A 22,006-nucleotide genomic window follows, 5' to 3' on the forward strand; every position below is an offset into this window, starting at 1 on the left:
AAGGAAAAAACCATGAACAAGATGACAAAAACACTGATTGCAGCCGCACTGACTTTCTCTGCCACCGCAGTATTGGCCAACACCATGGATCACTCCAAGATGGACCATTCTAAGATGGATCATGGAAAAGTGGACCACAGCAAAATGGATCACGGCAACATGAAAGAAGGCAGCATGAAAATGGATCACTCATCAATGATGGGTATGGAAGGCATGTCTGACGTTGGCATGCCAGCAAAAGGGGCGAAGCCTGATAAAGTGGTGCACGTGATGTTGAGCGATGACATGAAAATCACCTTTAAAAAAGAAGTCACAATTGAGCCAAACGACGTGGTGCAGTTCGTTGTCATGAACACAGGCAAAATTGACCATGAGTTTTCGATTGGCTCCGCGGCTGAGCAGCTAAAACACCGTGAAATGATGAAACAAATGGGTAGCCATGCACATGACAGCGGCAGCACTGTGACGGTTCAACCAGGCAAAGCCAAACAGCTGTTGTGGCATTTCCATGGCGATAACAAAGTCGAGTTTGCCTGTAACATCCCTGGTCACGCCGAAGCGGGTATGGTGAAAAAAGTCGAACTGTAATCATCACGATTTCATCACCATCGTCTGCAAAAACGACTGGGTTGTAGGTAGCAGAATATTTCTGCTACCTATTGCCTATATAAAAAACAAAAACTTATTGTTGTGAAATTATTTTTTGTCTAAGAACTCTCACTTTTATAATCATAATAATGACGGGGGAATTTTTTCATACATAATGACTATGAGTCTGAAATGGTTCATTTCAATTAGGTGAATATTATGACCACACACAACACTTCTAGTCTCTGGTTTACACTCGATTATAAAATCGCGTTCTTCTTTCCTGCTTAATTCCTACAATTAAATTAATTTTCAATACATTAGATATTACTTAATGCAATAAAACTCGCATACTAGTTTATTAGTACACTTTCTAGTCATTGAATTTTAATTTCTCTACTTGTTCTTACCAGTTATTAGTCTGGCGCTTAATATGATATTTCGCGTTTATACACTGGTATTTTCAATCAATTTAAAACACTCGAGAATTAACAAACTATTCTTGAGGTAATAAGTATATTTAAAATTTCAGGAAACTATTATGGATAATTTTAAGCATCTTCCAGAACCCTTTCGTATTCGCGTTATTGAGCCAGTAAAACGCACCACTCGCGAGTATCGCGAAGAAGCAATTTTAAAAGCGGGCATGAACCCTTTCCTACTGGATAGTGAAGATGTCTTTATCGACTTGCTGACCGACAGTGGCACAGGGGCCATCACTCAAGATATGCAAGCGGCGATGTTCCGTGGTGATGAAGCGTACAGTGGCAGCCGCAGTTATCATGCATTGGCCAACGCCGTAAAAGACATTTTTGGTTACGAATTCACCATTCCGACACACCAAGGCCGTGGTGCAGAGCAAATCTACATTCCTGTGTTGATCAAAAAACGTGAAATCGAAAAGGGATTGGATCGCTCTAAGATGGTCGCCTTGTCAAACTACTTCTTCGATACCACCCAAGGTCACACGCAAATTAACTGCTGTGTGGCGAAAAACGTCTACACCGAAGAAGCCTTTGATACTGGCGTGAAAGCCGACTTTAAAGGCAATTTTGATTTAGAAAAGCTGGAAGAGGCGATTCTCGAAGCGGGCCCAGCCAATGTGCCATACATCGTCAGCACCATTACCTGTAACTCTGCTGGCGGCCAACCGGTGTCACTTGCCAACTTAAAAGCGGTGTACGAGATTGCTAAACGTTACGATATCCCAGTGATCATGGACTCTGCCCGTTTTGCCGAAAACGCCTATTTCATTCAGCAACGCGAAAAGGATTATCAAAACTGGAGCATCGAGGAAATCACCCGCGAAAGCTACAAATACGCTGATGGTTTGGCCATGTCAGCGAAGAAAGACGCCATGGTACAAATGGGCGGTCTGCTTTGCTTCAAAGATGAAAGCTTCCTTGATGTTTATACTGAATGCCGCACCTTGTGTGTGGTTCAAGAAGGCTTCCCCACTTATGGTGGCTTAGAAGGCGGTGCGATGGAGCGCTTAGCGGTGGGTCTATACGATGGTATGCGCCAAGACTGGCTAGCCTACCGAATTAACCAGGTGGAATATTTGGTCAATGGCCTCGAAAGCATTGGTGTGGTTTGCCAGCAAGCTGGTGGGCACGCGGCCTTTGTTGATGCGGGTAAACTGCTTCCTCATATTCCTGCCGATCAGTTCCCTGCCCATGCTTTAGCGTGCGAGCTTTATAAAGTCGCAGGTATCCGCGCGGTCGAAATCGGCTCGCTGCTACTCGGGCGCGATCCCGCGACAGGCAAGCAGCACCCGTGTCCTGCAGAGTTACTGCGCTTAACCATTCCACGCGCCACGTATACTCAAACGCACATGGATTTCATCATCGAAGCATTTGGTAAAGTCAAAGCCAATGCGGCAAACGTCAAAGGACTCGAGTTCACCTATGAGCCGCAGGTCCTTCGTCACTTTACCGCGCGACTGAAGGAAATCGACGCATAACACTCGCCAAAATGCAGCCCTACAGTGGCTGCGTTTTTTTGGCCAAAAAAAGATAACGATAAATTAAACAATAACGTGAAACTCAAGGATTATTATCATGTCAAAGCAACCCTCGTTAATTGGGGGAGCGTGCATTATTGCCAGCGTCTGTGTCGGCGCTGGAATGCTCGGCCTCCCCAGTGCAGGGGCTGGCGCGTGGACGCTCTGGTCTCTATTGGCTCTCACTCTTACCATGGTCGTCATGACGCTATCTGGTTGGCTACTGCTCGAAGCGTTTAAACACTACGAACTGCGGGTCTCCTTCAATACTGTCACCAAAGATATGCTCGGCAACAAAGTAAACTGGTTCAACAATTTGATGGTTTACTTTGTGGGTGGCATTTTGCTGTACGCTTACATCACTTCTTCTGGTCTTATCTTGCAAGATGTTCTGCAAATAGACAGTAAAGTGGCCTCTATCTTGTTCGTTGCGGTATTTTCGGCCTTTGTTTGGCATTCAACACGCGCGGTTGACCGTATCTCGGTCATTCTCATTGTCTTTATGGTTCTCAGTTTTATCTTTGGCGTTTCAGGGTTAGCGATCAACGTCAAAACCTCCGTTTTATTCGATACCATCAATGAGAATGCCGATTACGCGCCCTACGCAATGGCGATGCTTCCCGTTGCTCTAACCTCTTTTGGTTATCACCATTCCGTCTCTTCTATGCGCTCTTATTACGGCGAAGAACGAAAAGCCAAATACGCCATTCTTGGCGGAACGATTATTGCGCTGAGCCTCTATTTCTTATGGTTACTGAGCATCTTCGGCAACTTACCTCGCTCAGAGTTTGGCTCGGTAATCGAACAAGGTGGCAATGTCGATGTGTTGCTCAAAGCACTGGGTTCGGTGATTGAATCAGAGAAGGTCTCGCAAGCGATCAACGCATTCTCGATGGCGGCGATTCTCTCCTCTTTCATTGGCGTTGGATTAGGGGTGTTTGATTTCTTGGCTGATCTGTTTAAGTTTGGCAACTGCAAACGTGGCAGAAGCAAAACTTGGCTGGTGACGTTTCTTCCACCGTTGATCTTATCGCTACTGTTCCCGTTTGGCTTCATTATTGCCATTGGTTATGCTGGCGCAGCGGCCACCGTCTGGGCTTGTATTATCCCAGTACTGCTCGCCTACAAATCTCGTTCGATGGAGAATGGCTATCAAGGCTTTGTGGTACCAGGAGGCATGTCAGTCCTCGTTCTGGTACTGGGTTTTGGTGTGTTAACCGCCATCTTCCATATGCTGGCCATGGCCAACATGCTGCCCACATTTACTGGGTAAAGATAACACCAGCCACCTCAGGTGGCTGGCTTTTTGTTACAAATGCCAACTCCGCGTAATTTGCGCCTCAGCGACAAAATGATCGTCGTGACTCACCAAAATGAGTGCGCCTTGGTAGTGGGCCAGCGCGTGAGCCAATGCCTGTTTGGATTCCAAATCGAGATGATTGTCCGGTTCATCCAACAGTAGCAGAGGCTGGTTGGGTACATGGCTTGCCATCAACATCGCCAATTTCATTTTCTCACCGCCGCTTAGATGTGCCGCTTGCCGATCAACGCTATCTCGACGAAAACCGATCCCTGCTAGCAGCAGACGAGCCTCATTGGTGGTTATCCCTGAGCAAAAGTGGGTGAGATTTTCCAGCAAAGAGAGCTGAAGGTTGATGATTTGGTAGTGTTGGTCAAGATAAACCACAGGCGCATAACGGCAAATCTCACCACTGTATTCCTCGTGAAGACCTGTCAGCGCTTTCAGTAGCCGACTTTTCCCCACGCCATTGGCACCAAACAAACGGCAACGCTCTCCTTGTTTGAGCTGAAACGAGAGAGGTGTGTGCGTGAGCCCTTGCGTTCGATAATCCGTCACATTCAGCAACGTCCTCTTTTTGTGCTCATGCGTTTCAGACAAGTACAACTTTGGCTCTTCTTCTAGCACCAACTTCTGCTTTAAATTGTGTTGCAGATGCTGATTTCGCTTAAGTTGATTTTGCACCTTGATGTTGGCACTCGCACGGCTATTTTCAGCGCTGTTTTTCATGCCGTCTGTCAATATTTTGGGTTGGCTACCAGACGCACGCTTTTTCTTACCTTGGCTTTCTCGCTTCTGCGCTTTCTCTTTGCTCTTTTGTATCTCGCGTTGTATCGCTTTTTGTTCACGTTGAAGGTGATTGAGCTTGCGAGTCACCGCCTCTTGCTGCGCCTGCCATTGCTGCTGATATTGTGCATAGTGACCATCAAACCAGTGCAACCCTTCTGACGTCAAACGCACTACTCGATCAACCGCCATCAACAAAGCGCGGTCATGGCTCACCAACAAGATTGGCCGCGACTCGTGCCTAATTTGCTCAATCAACCATTGTTTACCAATGTGGTCGAGATGGTTGCTCGGCTCATCGAGGATCAACACCTCATTGTCCCCCAAAAACAAGCGCTTTAAAGTAAGCATCGCAAGCTGTCCACCGCTAAGTTGCTGGCAACTGGCATCAAGTGGTTGCGTGATCCTGAGCTCATCAAGCAAAGCTTGCGTGGTGTGCTCAATCTGCCAATCTTCTTCCAGCTGTTCAAAATGACGTGGATCCACACTGCCCTTTTCTATTTGCTTGAGGGCATTCAGTTTTTGACTGACACCAAAGTATTGTGCAATAGAGCCTTGTGGCTTTTGATCGGATGCTTGTTGCGAGTAGTAGCCAATTCGTCCATGAGCAACCACGTGCCCTGACGTGGGCGCTCTTTGCCCCACCAGCAATTGCAGCAGAACAGACTTACCCACACCATTTCGGCCCACCAATGCCGTTCGTCCCTCGGCAAGTTGAAAATCAAGATGGTGAAATAACCATTCACCGCTGTTTAATTGATAGCTCAGTTGCTGAGCCTGAATAACGGGCATAGAGACCCCCTTACGATTCAAAGAAAGGTAAGAAGTCAGTAAGCATAATTACGAATGTCCTCTCATGTTATGCCTCAAAGGCACCTACACGAAAATCGAAGCATAGGAAAACAAGATGTACAACAGAAACGCAATAACGCCGACTAACTCCAAGAGCCGAATGAATAAAGATCATCGGAATATAGGGAAGTTAGATGTTCATGTAGGCGTTATCTCCGCAAGAAAGGATGGCGAGAGGTTAACAATTGAACAAACGAGATGTCAAGTGCAACTCATGAATCAACACACAACAAAAAACTAAATAATGAAGCGCTAAATCAATGAATAAAAACAAAATAATCAATAAGAATATTTTTGTGACAATTGATAAGTATTTGATAAATCATAAATGCAACAAATGAGTATTGTGGTATTTTCGCCTGTCTCTATGCACATAAAATATACCTATTATTTCAATCGCATAGTTATTAAAAATACGTTAAATATCAATAAGGAAATTTGTGTGAAAAAGTTGGCATTATCTAAAGTTTTTCTGTTGGGCTTATTGGCCTCTTCGTATGCAAGTGCGAATGTATTGACAGGAGTAGTCGGCATTGGATATGGCTTTGGAGGCGATAAACTGGGTGAAGGCGTTTTCGTCAATGGCGATAGCGATGATATAAAAGCGAACGAAGGTATCTCTATTTTTGGCGGGGCGGATTTAGCGCTTCCACAAGATTTCTTGTTGCGTGGCACCCTAGGTTACAAATTTGACACCATTGATGCGTCAAACGGTGATATCTCATTCAGCCGAGTTCCTGTTGAGTTCACAGTTTTCAAGAGCTTAAGCAACCACAAATTGGGTGCCGGGTTTACCTATCACACCGCGGTTAGCTATGAGTGTAATGTAAGCGGGATCTGCAGCGGCGAAGTAGAATTCGATGATGCAGCCGGCTTGGTGGTGCAATATGAATACGCGTTTGCGCCTGGGGCTCTTGGCCAAATCGCGGTTGGTGCAAAATACACCAATATCGAGTATGAAGTTTCCTCAACAGGCGAGACTTTTGATGGCAGTGGCTTCGATATTCACCTTACCGTTTTATTCTAAAACCCATCTAAATCTACACCAATAAATCGGTGTTAATCTGTGTCATTTAGGGAAGAGATACTCTCTTCCCTTGTTTCCTAGACGTTTCGTTATTTACCCTAATGGAAACGACGCGTGGTTTCTTCAATATCAGCACCGTTTAAATCAATAAACGCAGCCATTTCAAGCTGCGTTTTCTCTTGTTAGCGCATCACAAACCACTCTTCGTGGAAGCGCTGATGAATATCGACCCGATAGGGTTTTAGCGCTTGCTTTAAGGCATGCGAGAAGGCCACAGGTCCACAGAAGTAGAAATCATACTCGCGCAAGTCACCGCATTGCTTGGCAATGTCTTCCGCAGTCAATAAGGGGTCCACGCTCGCATCGATAATGGTCAGTGAGGCGTGAGCGGTGTGCGCTTTACGCTTAAGTTCTTCACACATCTGCGGATCCACTTTCTGGCAACAGAAGAAAAGATGCACGCGCCGGGAATGTTCTATCGCCGCTAAGGCGTCTAAGCCAGCCATAAAAGGGGCAATCCCAACGCCACCACCAATCCAGATCTGCGCTTTATTTGCCGAGAAATCAAACTGACCGTAAGGCCCTTCGATTTCGAGCCGCTCACCAACCCGGATTCGATCGCGTAAACCGGTGGTAAAATCGCCCAGTTCTTTAATAAGAAAACGCAGTTGATTGCCTTGCGCTGCACTGGCAATGGTAAAGGGATGAGGCTCTTCACCAGCAAAACGTAGATAAACAAACTGACCCGCTTTGTGTCCTTTCCATCGGTTTTCAACTGCGACAATCAGATCCAACGTTTGGCTATTCGGGCAATAATGGATTCGAGTCACTTGGGCTGCATAGCGTACTTTCTTGCCTATCAGTCCAAATAAACTGTAGAGCGCAGCCAAACTTCCCACGCTTAAAAACAATAACGTGACCCAATAAATAGGCGTGCCCAGATAGGCTTTTTTCAGCAAAATAAAAGCATGCGCGGCAATGAACAGGTAAGCGACTGGCATCAATTGGTGACTCAAGCGAAAGGATTTGTACTTCACGGCCGACCATAACGACACCACGACTAAGACAATCAGCAGATAAAATCCCCACTCCCCCATCGCCATAGCGACAGGTTTCGCTTGTTTTAACCACACGCCCCATTCAGAAAGCTGGCCATGTGGGCCACTGCCATCGAAGCGAACCGGTTTTTCCAGCAGGTCGAGAGAGATTAACCATTTAGGTAAATGGTAGGTAAACCAATGAAACACACCGAGCGATAAACCCACAATACCCAGCCATTTGTGGATCCGATACCCTTTGTCGATTCCCTGAGTCCAACGCTCAATGGTGGGAAGGCGCAACGCGAGCACCATGGCGACTGAGAACATCATTAGTGCCAAGATGCCGGAGTATTGAACGAAGGCTGAGCGCCATTGAAACACATTTTGTGAAGAGAAAAGCGAAGGTTCGGCTTGCAGCCACAAAAGCGTCACGATGACGACGGCTATCCCTATCGATTGTTTTACTCTGTCCATAACCAAATCCACTTAAATTATAAGGTTATTTTAGAGTAACAATCCTAACGTAAAGCAACGTCGCCAGCATGTAAATTTGGGTAAAGGGTAAACTTGTTGCTAAGCCTTCACTTGCGTACTAGCTCTGCGCTTGAGTCGAAAGCCTAAATCCGTCACTTCTTGAAAACGCTCACCTTTTATCGCATGGAGTAACTTCTCCGCTGCGCGTGTGCCCATATTATCGTAGTCGTATTCTGCGCTGCTGATGCTTGGATAAGCGTGCTCAGCGAGCGTGGAGCCTTCTAAACAGATGATCGCCATATCGCCCGGCACCTTGATCACGCGGCGATGACACTCAAACAACGCCCCAATGGCAATTTCCTCATGGCTACACACCAGCGCGTCCAACGTAGAATCGCGCAACAGTAGCTTTGCCAAACCTTCAGCCCCTAATTGAGCCGATGGCGCTTCATGCGTGGTAAGAAAATGATCTGGTGTGAGGTAGTTTTCAATCATGGCACTTTGCCAACCATGCAGTTTTCGTTGCAAGGTTGAATGATTTCCACGCGCACCAATAAAGCCAATGTTACGAAAACCTTGTTCCACCAAATGTTTGGTACAAACCTTGCCCACATCAAAGTGATCAACGCCAATGTTCATATAGCGAGGCTCGCTGCTCAGTTCTGCAATTTCAAGAACTTGCGTATTGGCACTGTGCAAAAGTTGATGCGTTCGGTCACTGTGGCTGCTACCAAACAACACCACCCCAGCCGGCCTATCTTCCAGAAACGCGCTGAGTAATTTTTCTTCTTGCTCTGCAGAATAGTCGCTGTAACCCAGCAAAAGTTGGTAACCCGCTTTGTTAAGCGTGTGCTGAAAAGAGGGCAAAAACAGCGCACACGATTTCTCCACCAATGAAGGCAAAATCAGTGCTATTGAATAACTCTCTGCTGAAGCAAGTGCGCCAGCGGCTTTATTGGGTATATAGCCTAGCTCATCGACGACTTGTTGAATCTTATCTCGTAACTTATCTGAGACGAGTTCTGGTGTGCGCAATGCTCGCGACACCGTCATGGTTCCTACGCCAGCTTTCTTGGCCACATCGGCTAGGGTGACGCTCCCTGTGCTTCTTCGTTTTCGAGGTTCGCTCATTGGATTAATTTTACTTATTTGCAGGCTGCGGCATCTTACCACAGAGGAGAGATGCTGGAGAGTGTAGCTTACTAAAGGTTGAACTCCAGCATATGAAACTCAGTGTGTTAGCAAAAATGGTAGCGCTATCACACTTAATGATAGCGCTATCAGATAGCGCTATCATTTGTGATCGTACTCTGGTTTTTATGCCGGAATCATCGTTAGAGTAGCGCCATCTCAGCAACAGAAATCGGAATACAACAATGCTAAGCGAACTGATTACCTCTGACGTTATTCGAGTCCACCCTCAAGCAACAGATTGGCAAGATGCGGTGCAAAAATCGTGTCAGGCACTCATTGATAACGGTGCAGTCGAAGCGCGTTACGTCGATGCGATTTTTCGCTCACACCAAGAGCTTGGTCCCTACTATGTGATTGGTCCGGGCATGGCCATGCCACACGCTCGTCCAGAAGATGGCGTCAACCGTTTAGCATTGGCGATCACCGTTATTCAACAAGGTGTTCATTTCGATTCTGAAGGGAATGACCCTGTAAAAATGCTGGTGACGCTTGCGGCTACCGACAGCAATAGCCATGTCGGGGCTATCGCAAAACTGGCAGAACTTTTTATGAATGAAGAGCATGTCGAGCAAATTTGCCAAGCTCAAACTCCTGACGATGTCCTAGCGGTCATCAAGAACTATTAACTCCTGTCTATACCCCCTATATAGATTTAAAGAAACAATAAGGTACAGAATGATGAAAATTATGGTTGTTTGCGGTCATGGTTTAGGCACTAGCCTAATGATGGAAATGAGTATTAAAGCGATTGTTAAAGATCTGAATGTCGACGCTGCCGTTGATCATATCGATCTAGGCAGTGCCAAAGGCACCGATTGCGACATCTTTATCGGAACCAACGATATCACCGAGCAGTTGAAAAACTTGGGTGTGGAACCAAAGATTGTCAGCCTAGATAACATGGTGGATAAAGTGGTGATGAAAGATCGCTTATCTATTGCGCTTCAAGAACTTGGCGCACTATAAGGGGGCGTTATGGAATTCTTTAGTTTCTTAATGAATGATGTCCTATCAGAGCCTGCCGTTCTGGTGGGCCTGATTGCACTGATTGGTTTGATTGCCCAGAAAAAGCCCGTCACGGAATGCATCAAAGGCACTGTAAAAACCATTCTTGGTTTCATTATTCTTGGTGCGGGTGCTGGCTTAGTGGTGAGTTCGTTGGGCGATTTTGCCACCATCTTCCAGCAAGCCTTTGGTATTACAGGTGTGGTACCCAACAACGAAGCGATTGTATCAATTGCACAAGAAGCCTTTGGTAAAGAGATGGCGATGATCATGTTCTTTGCCATGCTGGTGAATATTCTGATCGCACGCTTTACGCCGTGGAAATTCATTTTCTTGACGGGTCACCACACGCTGTTTATGTCGATGATGGTTGCCGCGATCCTTTCTTCTAGCGGTATGAGCGGCGTTCCTCTGATTGCTCTGGGTTCACTGGTTGTAGGCTCTGTGATGGTGTTCTTCCCTGCGATTGCACACAAATACATGAAGCAAGTGACGGGTTCAGACGACGTTGCAATTGGCCACTTCTCCACACTTTCTTACGTATTGGCTGGCTTTATCGGCAGCAAATTTGGTAATAAAGAACACTCGACTGAAGAGATGAATGTACCAAAGAGCCTGTTGTTCTTGCGTGACACGCCAGTGGCGATCTCGTTTACCATGGGCATCATCTTTATGGTGACTTGTCTCTTCGCTGGCGGTGATTTTGTGCGTGAAGTGAGCGGCGGTAAACATTGGTTTATGTTCGCGCTGATGCAATCCATCACGTTTGCCGGTGGTGTGTACGTTATCCTGCAAGGTGTGCGTATGGTGATCGCCGAAATCGTTCCTGCGTTCAAAGGCATCTCGGACAAACTCGTACCGAATGCCAAACCTGCGCTAGATTGCCCGGTGGTTTTCCCTTACGCTCCAAATGCGGTTTTGGTGGGCTTCCTATCAAGCTTTGCTGCGGGTTTACTTGGCATGTTCCTACTGTACGTAATGGGCTTAACCGTGATTATTCCAGGCGTGGTTCCACACTTCTTCGTTGGTGCTGCAGCTGGGGTATTTGGTAACGCAACCGGTGGTCGCCGTGGCGCAATCCTAGGGGCTTTTGCCCAAGGTCTGCTGATCACCTTCCTACCAGTCTTCCTGATGCCAGTACTAGGTGATCTTGGTTTTGCCAACACCACCTTCAGTGACGCGGACTTCGGTGCTGTCGGTATCCTACTTGGTCTGATTGTGCGTTAAGCCATTCTTCGTCAGATAACAAGGCCCAATAGAAAAGCCGCTGTGATCAACAGCGGCTTTTTGCTTTTTTATCGCTCAATTAGCGAGCACGAAGCTTGTTGTGTTTTTTCACTTTTTTCATCGCCATTTGCTGCTTCAGTGGCGACAAGTAGTCGATGAAGAGATTACCAGAGAGATGGTCAATCTCGTGTTGCATCACAATCGCCAAGAACTCGCTGGTTTCGATTCGCAATGGTTTACCATCACGATCGAGCGCTTCCACGACCACCGAAGTGTAACGCTCAACATCGGCGTAGTAGTCTGGTACCGATAGGCAACCTTCTTGACCCATCTCTTTATTGCTGCCGCTGACCACTTTTGGGTTCACCAGCACTAGCGGCTCATCGCGATTTTCTGACAAGTCAATCACCACAATGGCTTCTTCTCGGCCAACTTGCGGCGCCGCTAAGCCCACACCATTATCCGTTTCGTAAAGCGTCTCAAGCAGATCGTCGATCAGAGTTTGCACTGCAGCAACATCCGTTACTTCTTTAGATTGAACGCGTAGTCGTGGATCGGGTGCGGTTAAAATTTCTAAAACAGCCATGGGGTCCTTGAATTATCCGTTGAATAAAAATAACGCGGCGTAAGATAGTGGTTTCTCCCGCCGTTGTAAACCTCAGGTTAACGCCAAATGCTTTCGCCAACGGCATTGAACACACATCATCGAAGCGAAAAATGGCTCAAAAACTTGAAAACGAGAAAAACGAGAAAAAGAAAGCCAGTCATCGAGACTGGCTTGATTGGTACCACTAACTCATCATTAGAACTGGCCTAAATAGGCCCACTGATGGTTGCTTGAGTTATTGTCCGTCGGCCAAGGGAAGTAACCGTAACTGGTGGTTTTTAGACGGTAGTAATGGTAGCCACCACGGAAAGCGTATTGATAAATATCATTCACTTTGCCTCGCTGACCATCACTGCCCCAAACGCCCATCGCATCTTGTTGGTACCATTCCAACAGAGCGCGTTCAAAACTCGCCAAATCGCGATTGAGCTCATCCAGATAAGCTTGAATGGCGCTGTCACTGCCCAAGAAATACCAATCTTGGTTTGATGCAGCGTTAGTTGGGAATGCCTCTCCTTCGCCAGGACGTTTCTGGATGAAGTAGTGATTTTCACCCTCGATTTGCCCAACAAAAACGGCGTTTTCCGTACTCCCCCACGCGGTGCTGTGGCGCTCTTCCCAACTCAATAGACGGGAGGCAGCAAAATAGCCTTTCACGCGCTCTTCGATGCGGAGACCTTCTGCACGATCGAAGGCAATCGGGTTGAAGGTGAAGTTGACGTAGTCATCTGCAGAGCCGAGGTATTTCCAATCGCCATTGCTGGTTTGATTGGTTGGGAAAGCCTGAGCCTCCACGGTGCGCATAACAAAATAGTCGCGACTGCCCGTTTCTGGATTCGCGAACACATACAGCGCGCCTGCTCGACGTTCAGCGCGAGTTACGCCATTGTTGAGCAATCCACGGCCATAATGCTCAGCAACAAACGCATCAAACTGAGTAATGGTCGCAAAATCTTCGTTTAGGAGCGTGTCGTTTTGCGCAAACGTTGGGGTCATGTCGACCACTTGGCTGTAACCATACTCTTGGCCAATGATGATCGGCCCTTTGAGATCCGCAATCGGTGGATTTTGCTCAGGGGTGAAGCGCGTTAGCTCAGTCTCACCATTTCTGTCTGAACAACTTAAGCGGACCTGCGTTGGCACACCATTATCCATCGCTAAGTTAACGTGGAATTTGTTGCTGTCATTAACGCTATGACGAGAGGCATTCAGTACCACTCGCTCACTGGCACCATTAGCAAACTCGACATCTAACTGGCACTGACCTTGAGTTTGGTAGCTAGGGCGCAGCACTTCATCACCACGTAGCGCGTAGCGCCAGGTCTTGCCATGCTTATGCATCACGCCTGAGATTTGCTCACAGTTGTTACCCACCACAAAACCCGCACCATCGTGATCGGTGCCTGACTTATTGAGTGTACAGAGCGTCACTTCCCCCACCTCTGGTGTAGGCGTGTACGTGACCGCACCACGTCCGTACTTGGAAAGCAACTCATAGTCACCTTGCGCCGATGTCATGTTGGAATTAATGTGCCATTGGAGATCACGGCCAGATGAACAACGATCGGTGCTCTGATCCACACCACCAACAAAGACAGCACTGTCACCATTTGCCGCTTGGAAGGTGAACTTACACACACGTTGCTGCTCACCATCCATGCGCAAGGTTTGCCAACTATCACTCTCAAGCTCCGCTGGGGTTAAATCTGCCACAGGCTGCCAACCATCTGGCTGGAACTCTCCTTGAACGCCTTGCGGCAGTTCAAACACATTGCCGTAATTGGAGTAAACCAGTGGATAAATTTGGCTTGGCTTTTCGTTATATGGGTCATAAATACCCAATAGCGTCATTACTGCTACACCCGTTTGTTGTGGTTTAGGTGTGTCGGTCTCGACCGTTTGATAGCGCTGCGCGGCTTGATCCCACTGCACATAACCGCTCGGGCTGCTGCTATCAAGATTAAAACCGTTATTCATCCAACGCTGCGCTTTGCGCGACTGTGCAGGGTGTTCCAACGTAAAGCGACTGATGGTGCCGACATATTCCTGCTCACCACCATTTTGCGCATCCACCAAGAAACGGAACGCATCTTTAAACGGCGGTACAATATCGTCCCCTTGTTGCTGGGTATACACATCGCCTTTCCAATGTAGGTTGCCGATAAAGCGTTGATGGAAAGCATCCCAACCCCAGCCCGATTCCATATCGTGAATCGACGCCATATACGGCCAATGCCCCAATCCATAGTTGTGGCCAAGTTCATGTGACCATTCATTACCCGTGGTGGCTTCTAGCGTGACAATACCACCGCCACCACTGCCCCCATGCACAACCACTTGCGGTAAATCGGTGTCTTTTTTGGTGTAAACCCCAACGTTGGTATGGGCAGTAATGTGATTGAAGCGTCGGTTGTACTGCTGTGAGTAACCTGCGCTGGTTAAAATGCCGACGTTGGCATTGTTGATGCCCGTTGAGACCATGGCTTTACCAATCGCTTCGCGCATATCGCCACTGTGCCAACCACCAGTGCTGGCACTTTTATCGGTGTACACCACGCCGTTTGGCATCGTCACAATTGGAAAATGCGCTGGCGTATAATCGGCCATCACCAACTTGGAGGCCGGAATCTTCTGGAAGTAATCCGCCGCAAGCGTCGGTAAGTTTTGGATCATGGTATTGCGATTGCGCGGCTCGATAAGCATGCCCATGTCGATGTTTTGGATCACCAACTCTGGCGCGCCACCAAATTGGATCTCCCCTTGGCTCAATACCCCTTCACGGCCTAAATTGTCGGTCAAGCGCAGCGATAGACCCGGCTTCATCCAGTTCCATTGCAGGGGCAGCGACCAAGCATGATGAGAAAACACCACTTTCATGCGTCCATTGTCAGGCTGATCCGACGCAGCCAGAGCGCTTGGCGGCAACATCAAGCTGCTGTGAACCACCTCGCCATCAAGGAGCACTTCTGCACGCACTTGGTTGATCTCTTCACCTTGCGATGGCGTGAAAAGCAGCATCGCTTCGCGGTTCATGATCACATCCAAATGGCCTTGCCCTGTCAACTCATTGCCATTTGGCGCGACCGAAGTGTGCGTTTGCGTGATGCCCAAACCACCTTCTAAACTGCCTTGCAAATGGTTAGGCGTTGGGATCTCATCGGCAAAGCCAACGCGAGAGGCTTGAGTGGTAAAACGCACCACCTGCGGCTCGGCACAATCCACTGGATTGCAAGAGCGCAGCACCATCTCATATTGTGTTTCAGGCTGGAGCCCACCGATGAAAAAACCCGCCGAGACGGCGTCATAATGGCGAACATCCTTGCCGTCACTCACCTTGGTTAAGGTCAACTGCGTTGTGTCCGACTCGTTTTGGCCTAACCAATCAAACGATACGCCCACATCCGAGACACTCGATACCGTGACAGAATGGATGGCAGGCTTCACTAAAGCGCCACAATCGTTGGTTTCTGTGCGGTAAATGACATCACTTTCCCAAATATAGCTGCCATCAGGTCGCTTCGAACCGTGTGACGCTGGAATGTATTCCACGAAACAGCCTTGCTCATCCGATTCGTAAACACCAAATTCGCGGCTCATCAAGTAAAAGCCGCCGTTGTACATCATGAATTCCCAGCTTTGATCGACAAAATCGATCACATTGCGATACGGTGTGTCATCGCCGCCTTGGTAAGGCAAAAATGGGAACTTAAGATCATTTTTGTAGCTAAGACGATATTCAAAACCTTGATAATTGATCCAACGTTCGCCATTGCGTTCAAATACGCCTTCGCCACGTTCAGCCATCGCTTTGATCGATTGCAAACGCTCGACGGTTTTCTCTCCGATCTGTACCAGCGTCAACTCAGGTTGCGCCCACACAGCAGTGCTTCCCAATAGCCCCGCGATGAGAAGTGTCAGTGGTTTTTTCTTCATGATTGGCTTATCTCATTATTATTTGAATAGATTGAGCCCAAATTTAGGCAACACTAACCCACAACATTTCTCTGAAAATCTAAGAAATATCGTTATTAATAAGTAGGTTAGGATTTAATTATCATTTATGAGACAAGCAATTTAAAAATGAAGATTGAACGGAATGAGAGTGCAGTTCCAAAATGCCATACCGAAAAGATTCAATATGAGAGGTTCAGTCAATAATTCAGTGGATTTATAAATATTTAATAATTCAATAATTTAGATGATTTCTATCCGCAAAAATCACCATGAGAAATGTGTGAGCAGCTTCATCTATTCTCGGCTTAGGTATAGAATATCAAAGCCGAGGCGAACTCGAACCAATAAGCAGAAACAGCCAGTATCTCGCTTGCTGAGTATCCCGTCCGAACCTCTCATTTGTTTAGCAGACAGACCACGCCCTTTCTCTCCCATTCATGCGGTGTGGTAACCCTGAAGAAAACTTGGAAACTAACATGAGTCTATTTGAGAATCTCTCAATCATCTTTGCCCTGATCTTATCCAGTTGCTTTTTCTCTATGTCAGAAATTGCACTTGCCGCCGCCAGAAAAATTCGCTTAAAGCAGCTTTCTGACGAGGGAGATGAGCGCGCAACCAAAGTGCTTGAACTGCAAGCCAATCCGGGTAACTTCTTCACCGTGGTACAAATCGGCCTCAACGCCGTCGCCATCATGGGTGGTATTGTGGGTGAGTCAGCCTTCACGCCTTACATCAAAGCCGCTCTCGACGGTATCGTCCCTGCCGCTTGGTTGGCACAGGTGAGTTTCTTCCTCTCCTTCTTTTTGGTCACCAGCATGTTTATTTTGTTTGCCGACTTAATGCCCAAACGCATCGCCATGGCGGTACCAGAAAAAATCGCCATCTCTTTGGTGGGGCCAATGTTGGTCTGCATCACCATTTTGAAGCCATTTATTTTTATCTTTAACGGCTTAGCCAACCTGATTTTCCAACTGCTGAGCATTCCAGCTGAGCGTAACGACGACATTACCTCTGACGATATTTATGCAGTGATGGATGCCGGCGCTGAGGCGGGCGTGCTCGATCGTGGCGAACAAAAAATGATGGAAAGCGTGTTTGAAATGCAATCAGTCCCCGTCACTTCTGCCATGACACCACGCGAAAGCCTGACCTTCCTTTCGCTTGAAGACGATGAAGAAACGCTGAGAAAGAAAATCGCCGAAGATCCTCACCACAAGTTTCTGGTGTGTGATGGTCAACTCGATGCAATCAAAGGGTACATCGATTCCAAAGAACTGCTTACTCGTTTGATTAACGGGCATACATTAAACGTCAAAGACAGCAGCATGGTGCAAAGTTGTCCGATTATTCCTGACACTTTGAGCCTCTCTGAAGCGTTGGATTACTTTAAAAATACCCGCGCTGACTTTGCCGTGATCATGAACGAATACGCACTGGTGTTGGGCATTGTCACTTTTAACGATCTGCAAAGTGCCGTTATGGGCACTTGGGTGCTGGCCGAAGGCGAAGAACAAATCGTTGCACGCGACCCGAACTCTTGGTTAGTGGATGGCGTTACGCCAATCACCGATGTGATGCGAGCACTCAATATCAACGAGTTTCCACATCCACAAAACTACGAAACCATCGCTGGTTTTATGATGTACATGCTGAGAAAGATCCCACGCAGAACGGATGCCATCATCTACTCTGGTTACAAGTTCGAAGTGGTGGACATTGATAACTACAAAGTGGACCAACTGCTGGTTACTCGTGTGGAAGTGGAGAATCAGCCAAGCCACGAGGAATAACGTCGGCACTCACCACTCATTTCATCAGCCATTGCCCTTCGCTTTGGCTGATTTTTTATGTAGGGTTGAACGGTCACTATTAGGGAGATAAACACCGAATGTATCAAATCAGGGAAATGGAGATTTCCGACTACGAGAACGTCATGGCTCTGTGGGGTGAGACCGAGCATCTAGCCATCAAAGACGCGGATTCCAAACCGAGTATTGCAGCCTACCTCAAGCGCAACCCAGGCTTGAGCTTTGTGGTGCTCGACAACGAGAAAACCATCGCTGCCGTGTTGGTCGGTACCGATGGACGACGGGGTTATTTGCAACACCTCTCTGTCGATAACGACTACCGAGGTCAAGGTATTGGCCAGCAGCTTGTTACTCGCGCAACGGACGCGTTGGCCGCCCTTGGCATCGCCAAAACACATCTGTTTGTGTTAAGCGAAAACCATGCAGCACAGAATTTCTATCAAAAAATGGGCTGGTTTGCGCGCGACGAAGTACGCATGTTCTCTTTCAATAGCTCCTCAAATCGCAACGTTTAGTCTTGGTAAATGTAGTCCGATCAAAGAAGCCCCAATCGTCAGGGGCTTCTTTATCCTAATCCTAGAAAATGCCAGTTCGTTTAGAAGAAACCTAACGGATTCACATCGTAGCTAATCAGCAAGTTCTTGGTATTTTGGTAGTGATTTAGCATCATCTTGTGAGTTTCGCGACCAATGCCCGATTTTTTGTAACCACCGAATGCGGCGTGTGCAGGATATGCGTGGTAGCAGTTGATCCAAATCCGGCCCGCTTCAATGTTACGCCCCATGCGATAGGCTAGGTTTTGATCGCGAGTCCACACGCCAGCGCCTAAGCCATACTCAGTGTCGTTGGCAATGGCCAGTGCTTCGGCTTCGTCTTTAAAGGTTGTCACCGCGATCACCGGGCCAAAAATTTCTTCTTGGAATACCCGCATTTTGTTGTGACCTTGCAGTAAAGTGGGCTGGATGTAGTAACCGGTCGCCAAATCGTCTTCTTGCTTGGCAATCTCACCACCAAACACCACTTTTGCCCCTTCTTGGCGGCCAATTTCCAAGTAGCTCAATATCTTATCAAATTGCTCTTGCGATGCTTGGGCACCCACTTGAGTGTTGGTATCGAGCGGGTTGCCCTGTTTGATGCTCTTGGCACGCTCCGCCACTTTGGCAATGAACTGATCGTAAATCGACTCATGGACCAGCACGCGTGATGGGCAAGTACACACTTCGCCTTGGTTAAAGAAGGCAAGTAAAGTGCCCTCTATGCATTTGTCCAGATAAGCATCTTCATGATCAAACACATCTGGGAAATAGATGTTTGGCGACTTACCGCCGAGTTCCACCGTTGATGGAATCAAGCTTTCCGCGGCACATTTAAGTATGTGATTGCCCACTTCGGTTGAACCCGTAAACGCCAGTTTGGCAATACGATTGCTGGTGGCTAGTGCTTGGCCTGCTTCTGCGCCAAAGCCGTTAACCACGTTCACCACACCAGCCGGAATAAGATCACCAATCTTTTCCATCAGCACCAAGATTGACGTTGGCGTTTGCTCTGCTGGTTTGAGTACCACGCAGCAGCCCGCCGCTAACGCTGGTGCCAGTTTCCACGCCGCCATCAGCATGGGGAAGTTCCAAGGGATGATCTGCCCAACCACGCCAATCGGCTCTGGGAAGTGGTAGCTCGCGGTATTGGCATCCAGCTCCGCAGCGCTGCCTTCCTGCGCACGAATACACCCGGCGAAATAGCGGAAGTGATCGACCACCAGCGGTAAATCTGCCGCCAGCGTTTCACGTACAGGTTTGCCGTTTTCCCACGTTTCCGCCACCGCCAACTCTTCGAGATGCGCTTCAATGCGATCGGCGATTTTCAGCAAGATATTGGCACGCTCCGTCACGCTGGTTTTCGCCCATTGATAACGAACGCTGTGCGCCGCATCCAAGGCCAAGTTAATGTCCGCCGCGCTTGAGCGAGCCACTTTACAATAAGCCTGGCCGTTAACCGGCGAAATATTATCGAAATATTCACCGCTCACCGGTTTCACCCATTCCCCGCCAATGTAGTTGTCATAGTGGCTTTTGAAATTCACGACAGCGTTGTCACTACCTGGTTGTGCATAAATCATAACTCGTCCTTTTGTTTCTCGTTTGGTTTAAAACACAGTGTCGATTCGCACTGCTTTACCTAAGCCATAACGCAAGTCACAGGCCAGAAACACAACGCTTGTTGTTAATTAAATGTAAAACTATGATTACCAAACGATAACAACTTGGGTTTGTCGAGAATGGCACAACGAGTGGCGTGATACGCGCTGTTCAACTGTTCCAAATTGGTACACCCAAACTGTGGCAAAATGGAACAGTCATGCAACTTCAACATGTTAGCAAACCCAACTGGCTGATGAACTCTTGGGATAGAAGCGAACAGGCGGGTTTGAAAGAGCGTCGCCTCCCCGAGGATGTGCGCATTTCCCCCGCGATGCTCAAAGATCGACGCCAACAACATCACGCGTTAATTGACGCGATCACTCAATTTGCTTTGCCATTGTTTAACCAACTGTTTGCCCACAGTGATAGCCGTTTGATTTTGACCGACAACCAAGGCGTGATCATCGGCAGTTGGGGACAACCCAAGTTTCGTGAAAAACTCACCGAGATCGCTCTAAGCTCCGGCGCTTGTTGGCAAGAGCGATTGAAAGGCACCAACGCCATTGGCACCGCCTTAGTTGAAGCCAAACCCGTCACCATAGTGGGCGATGAGCATTACATCCAGCGCCATCGCTTTATCAGTTGCTCGGCAAGCCCGCTGTTTGATCACAAAGGCAATCTGGTGGGGATTTTGGACATCACCAGCGAGCAGCAAAAACATGACCTGTCCACACAGGTGTTAGTCCAAAACATGGTGCAATTGGTGGAAAACCAATTATTGAACCAAGTTCCTGAGGGCCATTTTCGTGTTGATCTGGCTTGTGAAAAATCGCTGTTGAACAGTGGCTGGCAAGGCATTCTCATTGCGGATGAATCCGGTCAAGTGGTGGCGCACAACCAAGTGGCAGGACAACTGCTCGCCAAACAGCAGGTGGTTGGGCAATCATTAGACGCCATTTTGCAATCGCGGCAAAGCCATTCTCCTCTGTTTTTTGAAACCAAACCCTTGCAGGCAAAACGTCATCGTAGCCGCGCGTTAAGCCCTTCCAACGATCTTCATTTTGGTGATGCCACTGTCGAGCATTGTTGGCAACAAGCCAATCGTGTAATTGATAAAGACATTCGCTTGCTGATTCTCGGTGAAACAGGCGTGGGCAAAAATGAATTTGTCAAAGCGCTGCACAAAAATAGCCAAAGAAAGCAGGGGCCGTTAGTTGCCGTTAATTGCGGGGCTTTACCCAAAGACTTAATTGAATCCGAACTGTTTGGCTACGTCGCTGGAGCATTTACTGGCGCTAGCAGCAAAGGGTATCAAGGCAAGATCCGCCAAGCGGATAAAGGGATCTTATTTCTCGATGAAATTGCTGATTTGCCATTGGACGCGCAAAGCCGATTGCTGCATGTGCTGCAAGACAACACCGTACTACCGATCGGTTCTAACCAAGCCGTACAAGTAGACACTCAGATCATTGCCGCCACACACAAAGATTTGGATCAGTTAGTGCAGTTCGGCCAGTTCCGTCAAGATCTCTACTATCGCCTTAATGGTTTGATCATTGAGCTGCCCCGCTTTGCCGAGCGTGACGATAAACGCGCATTCATTGAGCATATTCATCGACGTTATGCACAAGATCATCAAGAGATCTGCCCGCACTTGATGGCGCTACTGCTGCACTATACATGGCCCGGTAATTTGCGCGAACTGGACAGCTTATTGAAAGTCGCCACCTTAATGGCGCAAGGCGAGCCTTCACTGTCTTTGGCTCATGTGCCTGCGCATCTAGCTCAAAAACTGGGACAACTTTCAGAAGCTAATGCCGCGGCGGCGGAAGTCAAAGATCTGCGCTCAACCGTGGATGAGTCGTTAGTGAAAACCTATCAGGCAACGCAAGGCAATATCAGCCAAACCTCGCGATTGCTCGGTATCAGCCGCAACACCATATATCGTAAACTCAAAAGCTTAGGGATGATCAAGTCAGCGAGATAATTTAGACTCCTAGACAG

Annotated in this window: 17 protein-coding genes; 11 read left to right on the top strand and 6 right to left on the bottom strand. The window is 47.8% G+C overall.

What is annotated here, in order from left to right:
- Positions 1-21 precede the first annotated feature (21 nt).
- From copI to PQQ36_RS04110, 4 genes are all read left to right on the top strand, one after another.
- Positions 22-588, top strand: coding sequence for a copper-resistant cuproprotein CopI (gene copI, locus PQQ36_RS04100; protein ID WP_172665186.1), 567 nt, complete (start codon positions 22-24; stop codon positions 586-588).
- A gap of 219 nt (positions 589-807) precedes the next feature.
- Positions 808-879, top strand: a complete 72-nt coding sequence (tnaC, locus tag PQQ36_RS22765; RefSeq protein WP_123776204.1) for a tryptophanase leader peptide — start codon at positions 808-810, stop codon at positions 877-879.
- Positions 880-1,129: 250 nt separating this feature from the next.
- Positions 1,130-2,551, top strand: coding sequence for a tryptophanase (tnaA, locus tag PQQ36_RS04105; protein ID WP_011081771.1), 1,422 nt, complete (start codon positions 1,130-1,132; stop codon positions 2,549-2,551).
- Between the two features lie 97 nt (positions 2,552-2,648).
- Positions 2,649-3,863 (top strand): aromatic amino acid transporter, encoded by a 1,215-nt coding sequence (locus tag PQQ36_RS04110; protein ID WP_040111019.1) that lies wholly within the window; start codon positions 2,649-2,651, stop codon positions 3,861-3,863.
- Positions 3,864-3,899: 36 nt separating this feature from the next.
- Here PQQ36_RS04110 and PQQ36_RS04115 read toward each other — a convergent pair whose 3' ends face one another.
- Positions 3,900-5,468: an ATP-binding cassette domain-containing protein gene (locus tag PQQ36_RS04115; RefSeq protein ID WP_225470381.1), complete on the bottom strand. Its 1,569-nt coding sequence runs from the start codon at positions 5,466-5,468 to the stop codon at positions 3,900-3,902.
- A gap of 397 nt (positions 5,469-5,865) precedes the next feature.
- On the opposite strand from PQQ36_RS04115, the gene PQQ36_RS04120 reads away from it, so the two are divergent.
- Complete coding sequence (locus PQQ36_RS04120) at positions 5,866-6,555, top strand: hypothetical protein (protein ID WP_225470382.1); 690 nt, start codon at positions 5,866-5,868, stop codon at positions 6,553-6,555.
- Between the two features lie 182 nt (positions 6,556-6,737).
- Here PQQ36_RS04120 and PQQ36_RS04125 read toward each other — a convergent pair whose 3' ends face one another.
- Positions 6,738-8,069, bottom strand: a complete 1,332-nt coding sequence (locus PQQ36_RS04125; protein WP_040111022.1) for a ferredoxin reductase family protein — start codon at positions 8,067-8,069, stop codon at positions 6,738-6,740.
- A gap of 99 nt (positions 8,070-8,168) precedes the next feature.
- Positions 8,169-9,200, bottom strand: coding sequence for a LacI family DNA-binding transcriptional regulator (locus PQQ36_RS04130; protein ID WP_040111023.1), 1,032 nt, complete (start codon positions 9,198-9,200; stop codon positions 8,169-8,171).
- Positions 9,201-9,445: 245 nt separating this feature from the next.
- Here PQQ36_RS04130 and PQQ36_RS04135 point away from each other — a divergent pair, with 245 nt between their 5' ends.
- Genes PQQ36_RS04135 through PQQ36_RS04145 form a run of 3 tightly spaced genes read left to right on the top strand, consistent with a single transcriptional unit; the run spans position 9,446 to position 11,495 of the window.
- On the top strand, positions 9,446-9,889 hold the full coding sequence (locus PQQ36_RS04135; protein WP_011081777.1) for a PTS sugar transporter subunit IIA: 444 nt from the start codon (positions 9,446-9,448) through the stop codon (positions 9,887-9,889).
- Between the two features lie 52 nt (positions 9,890-9,941).
- Complete coding sequence (locus PQQ36_RS04140) at positions 9,942-10,229, top strand: PTS sugar transporter subunit IIB (protein ID WP_065091336.1); 288 nt, start codon at positions 9,942-9,944, stop codon at positions 10,227-10,229.
- Positions 10,230-10,238: 9 nt separating this feature from the next.
- Positions 10,239-11,495 (top strand): PTS ascorbate transporter subunit IIC, encoded by a 1,257-nt coding sequence (locus PQQ36_RS04145; protein WP_015728238.1) that lies wholly within the window; start codon positions 10,239-10,241, stop codon positions 11,493-11,495.
- 79 nt (positions 11,496-11,574) lie between these two features.
- Here the strand turns inward: PQQ36_RS04145 and def are convergent, their stop codons facing one another.
- On the bottom strand, positions 11,575-12,081 hold the full coding sequence (def, locus tag PQQ36_RS04150; protein WP_011081780.1) for a peptide deformylase: 507 nt from the start codon (positions 12,079-12,081) through the stop codon (positions 11,575-11,577).
- A 216-nt stretch (positions 12,082-12,297) separates the two neighbouring features.
- A complete protein-coding gene (locus tag PQQ36_RS04155) occupies positions 12,298-16,035 on the bottom strand; it encodes a M66 family metalloprotease (protein WP_273660378.1) in 3,738 nt (1,245 codons plus the stop codon).
- Positions 16,036-16,532: 497 nt separating this feature from the next.
- Here PQQ36_RS04155 and PQQ36_RS04160 point away from each other — a divergent pair, with 497 nt between their 5' ends.
- Both PQQ36_RS04160 and PQQ36_RS04165 read left to right on the top strand, forming a co-directional pair.
- Positions 16,533-17,846 (top strand): hemolysin family protein, encoded by a 1,314-nt coding sequence (locus tag PQQ36_RS04160; protein ID WP_015728242.1) that lies wholly within the window; start codon positions 16,533-16,535, stop codon positions 17,844-17,846.
- 98 nt (positions 17,847-17,944) lie between these two features.
- Positions 17,945-18,379, top strand: a complete 435-nt coding sequence (locus PQQ36_RS04165; RefSeq protein ID WP_072610544.1) for a GNAT family N-acetyltransferase — start codon at positions 17,945-17,947, stop codon at positions 18,377-18,379.
- 80 nt (positions 18,380-18,459) lie between these two features.
- Here the strand turns inward: PQQ36_RS04165 and exaC are convergent, their stop codons facing one another.
- Positions 18,460-19,980: an acetaldehyde dehydrogenase ExaC gene (gene exaC, locus PQQ36_RS04170; RefSeq protein ID WP_040111025.1), complete on the bottom strand. Its 1,521-nt coding sequence runs from the start codon at positions 19,978-19,980 to the stop codon at positions 18,460-18,462.
- Positions 19,981-20,219: 239 nt separating this feature from the next.
- Between exaC and PQQ36_RS04175 the strand changes: the two genes are divergently transcribed.
- Positions 20,220-21,989, top strand: coding sequence for a sigma-54-dependent Fis family transcriptional regulator (locus tag PQQ36_RS04175; protein ID WP_040111026.1), 1,770 nt, complete (start codon positions 20,220-20,222; stop codon positions 21,987-21,989).
- The last annotated feature ends 17 nt before the right edge of the window (positions 21,990-22,006 follow it).

The sequence above is a fragment of the Vibrio sp. CCUG 15886 genome, from assembly GCF_028570825.1.
In the GTDB taxonomy this organism is placed as follows: Bacteria; Pseudomonadota; Gammaproteobacteria; order Enterobacterales; family Vibrionaceae; genus Vibrio; species Vibrio vulnificus_B.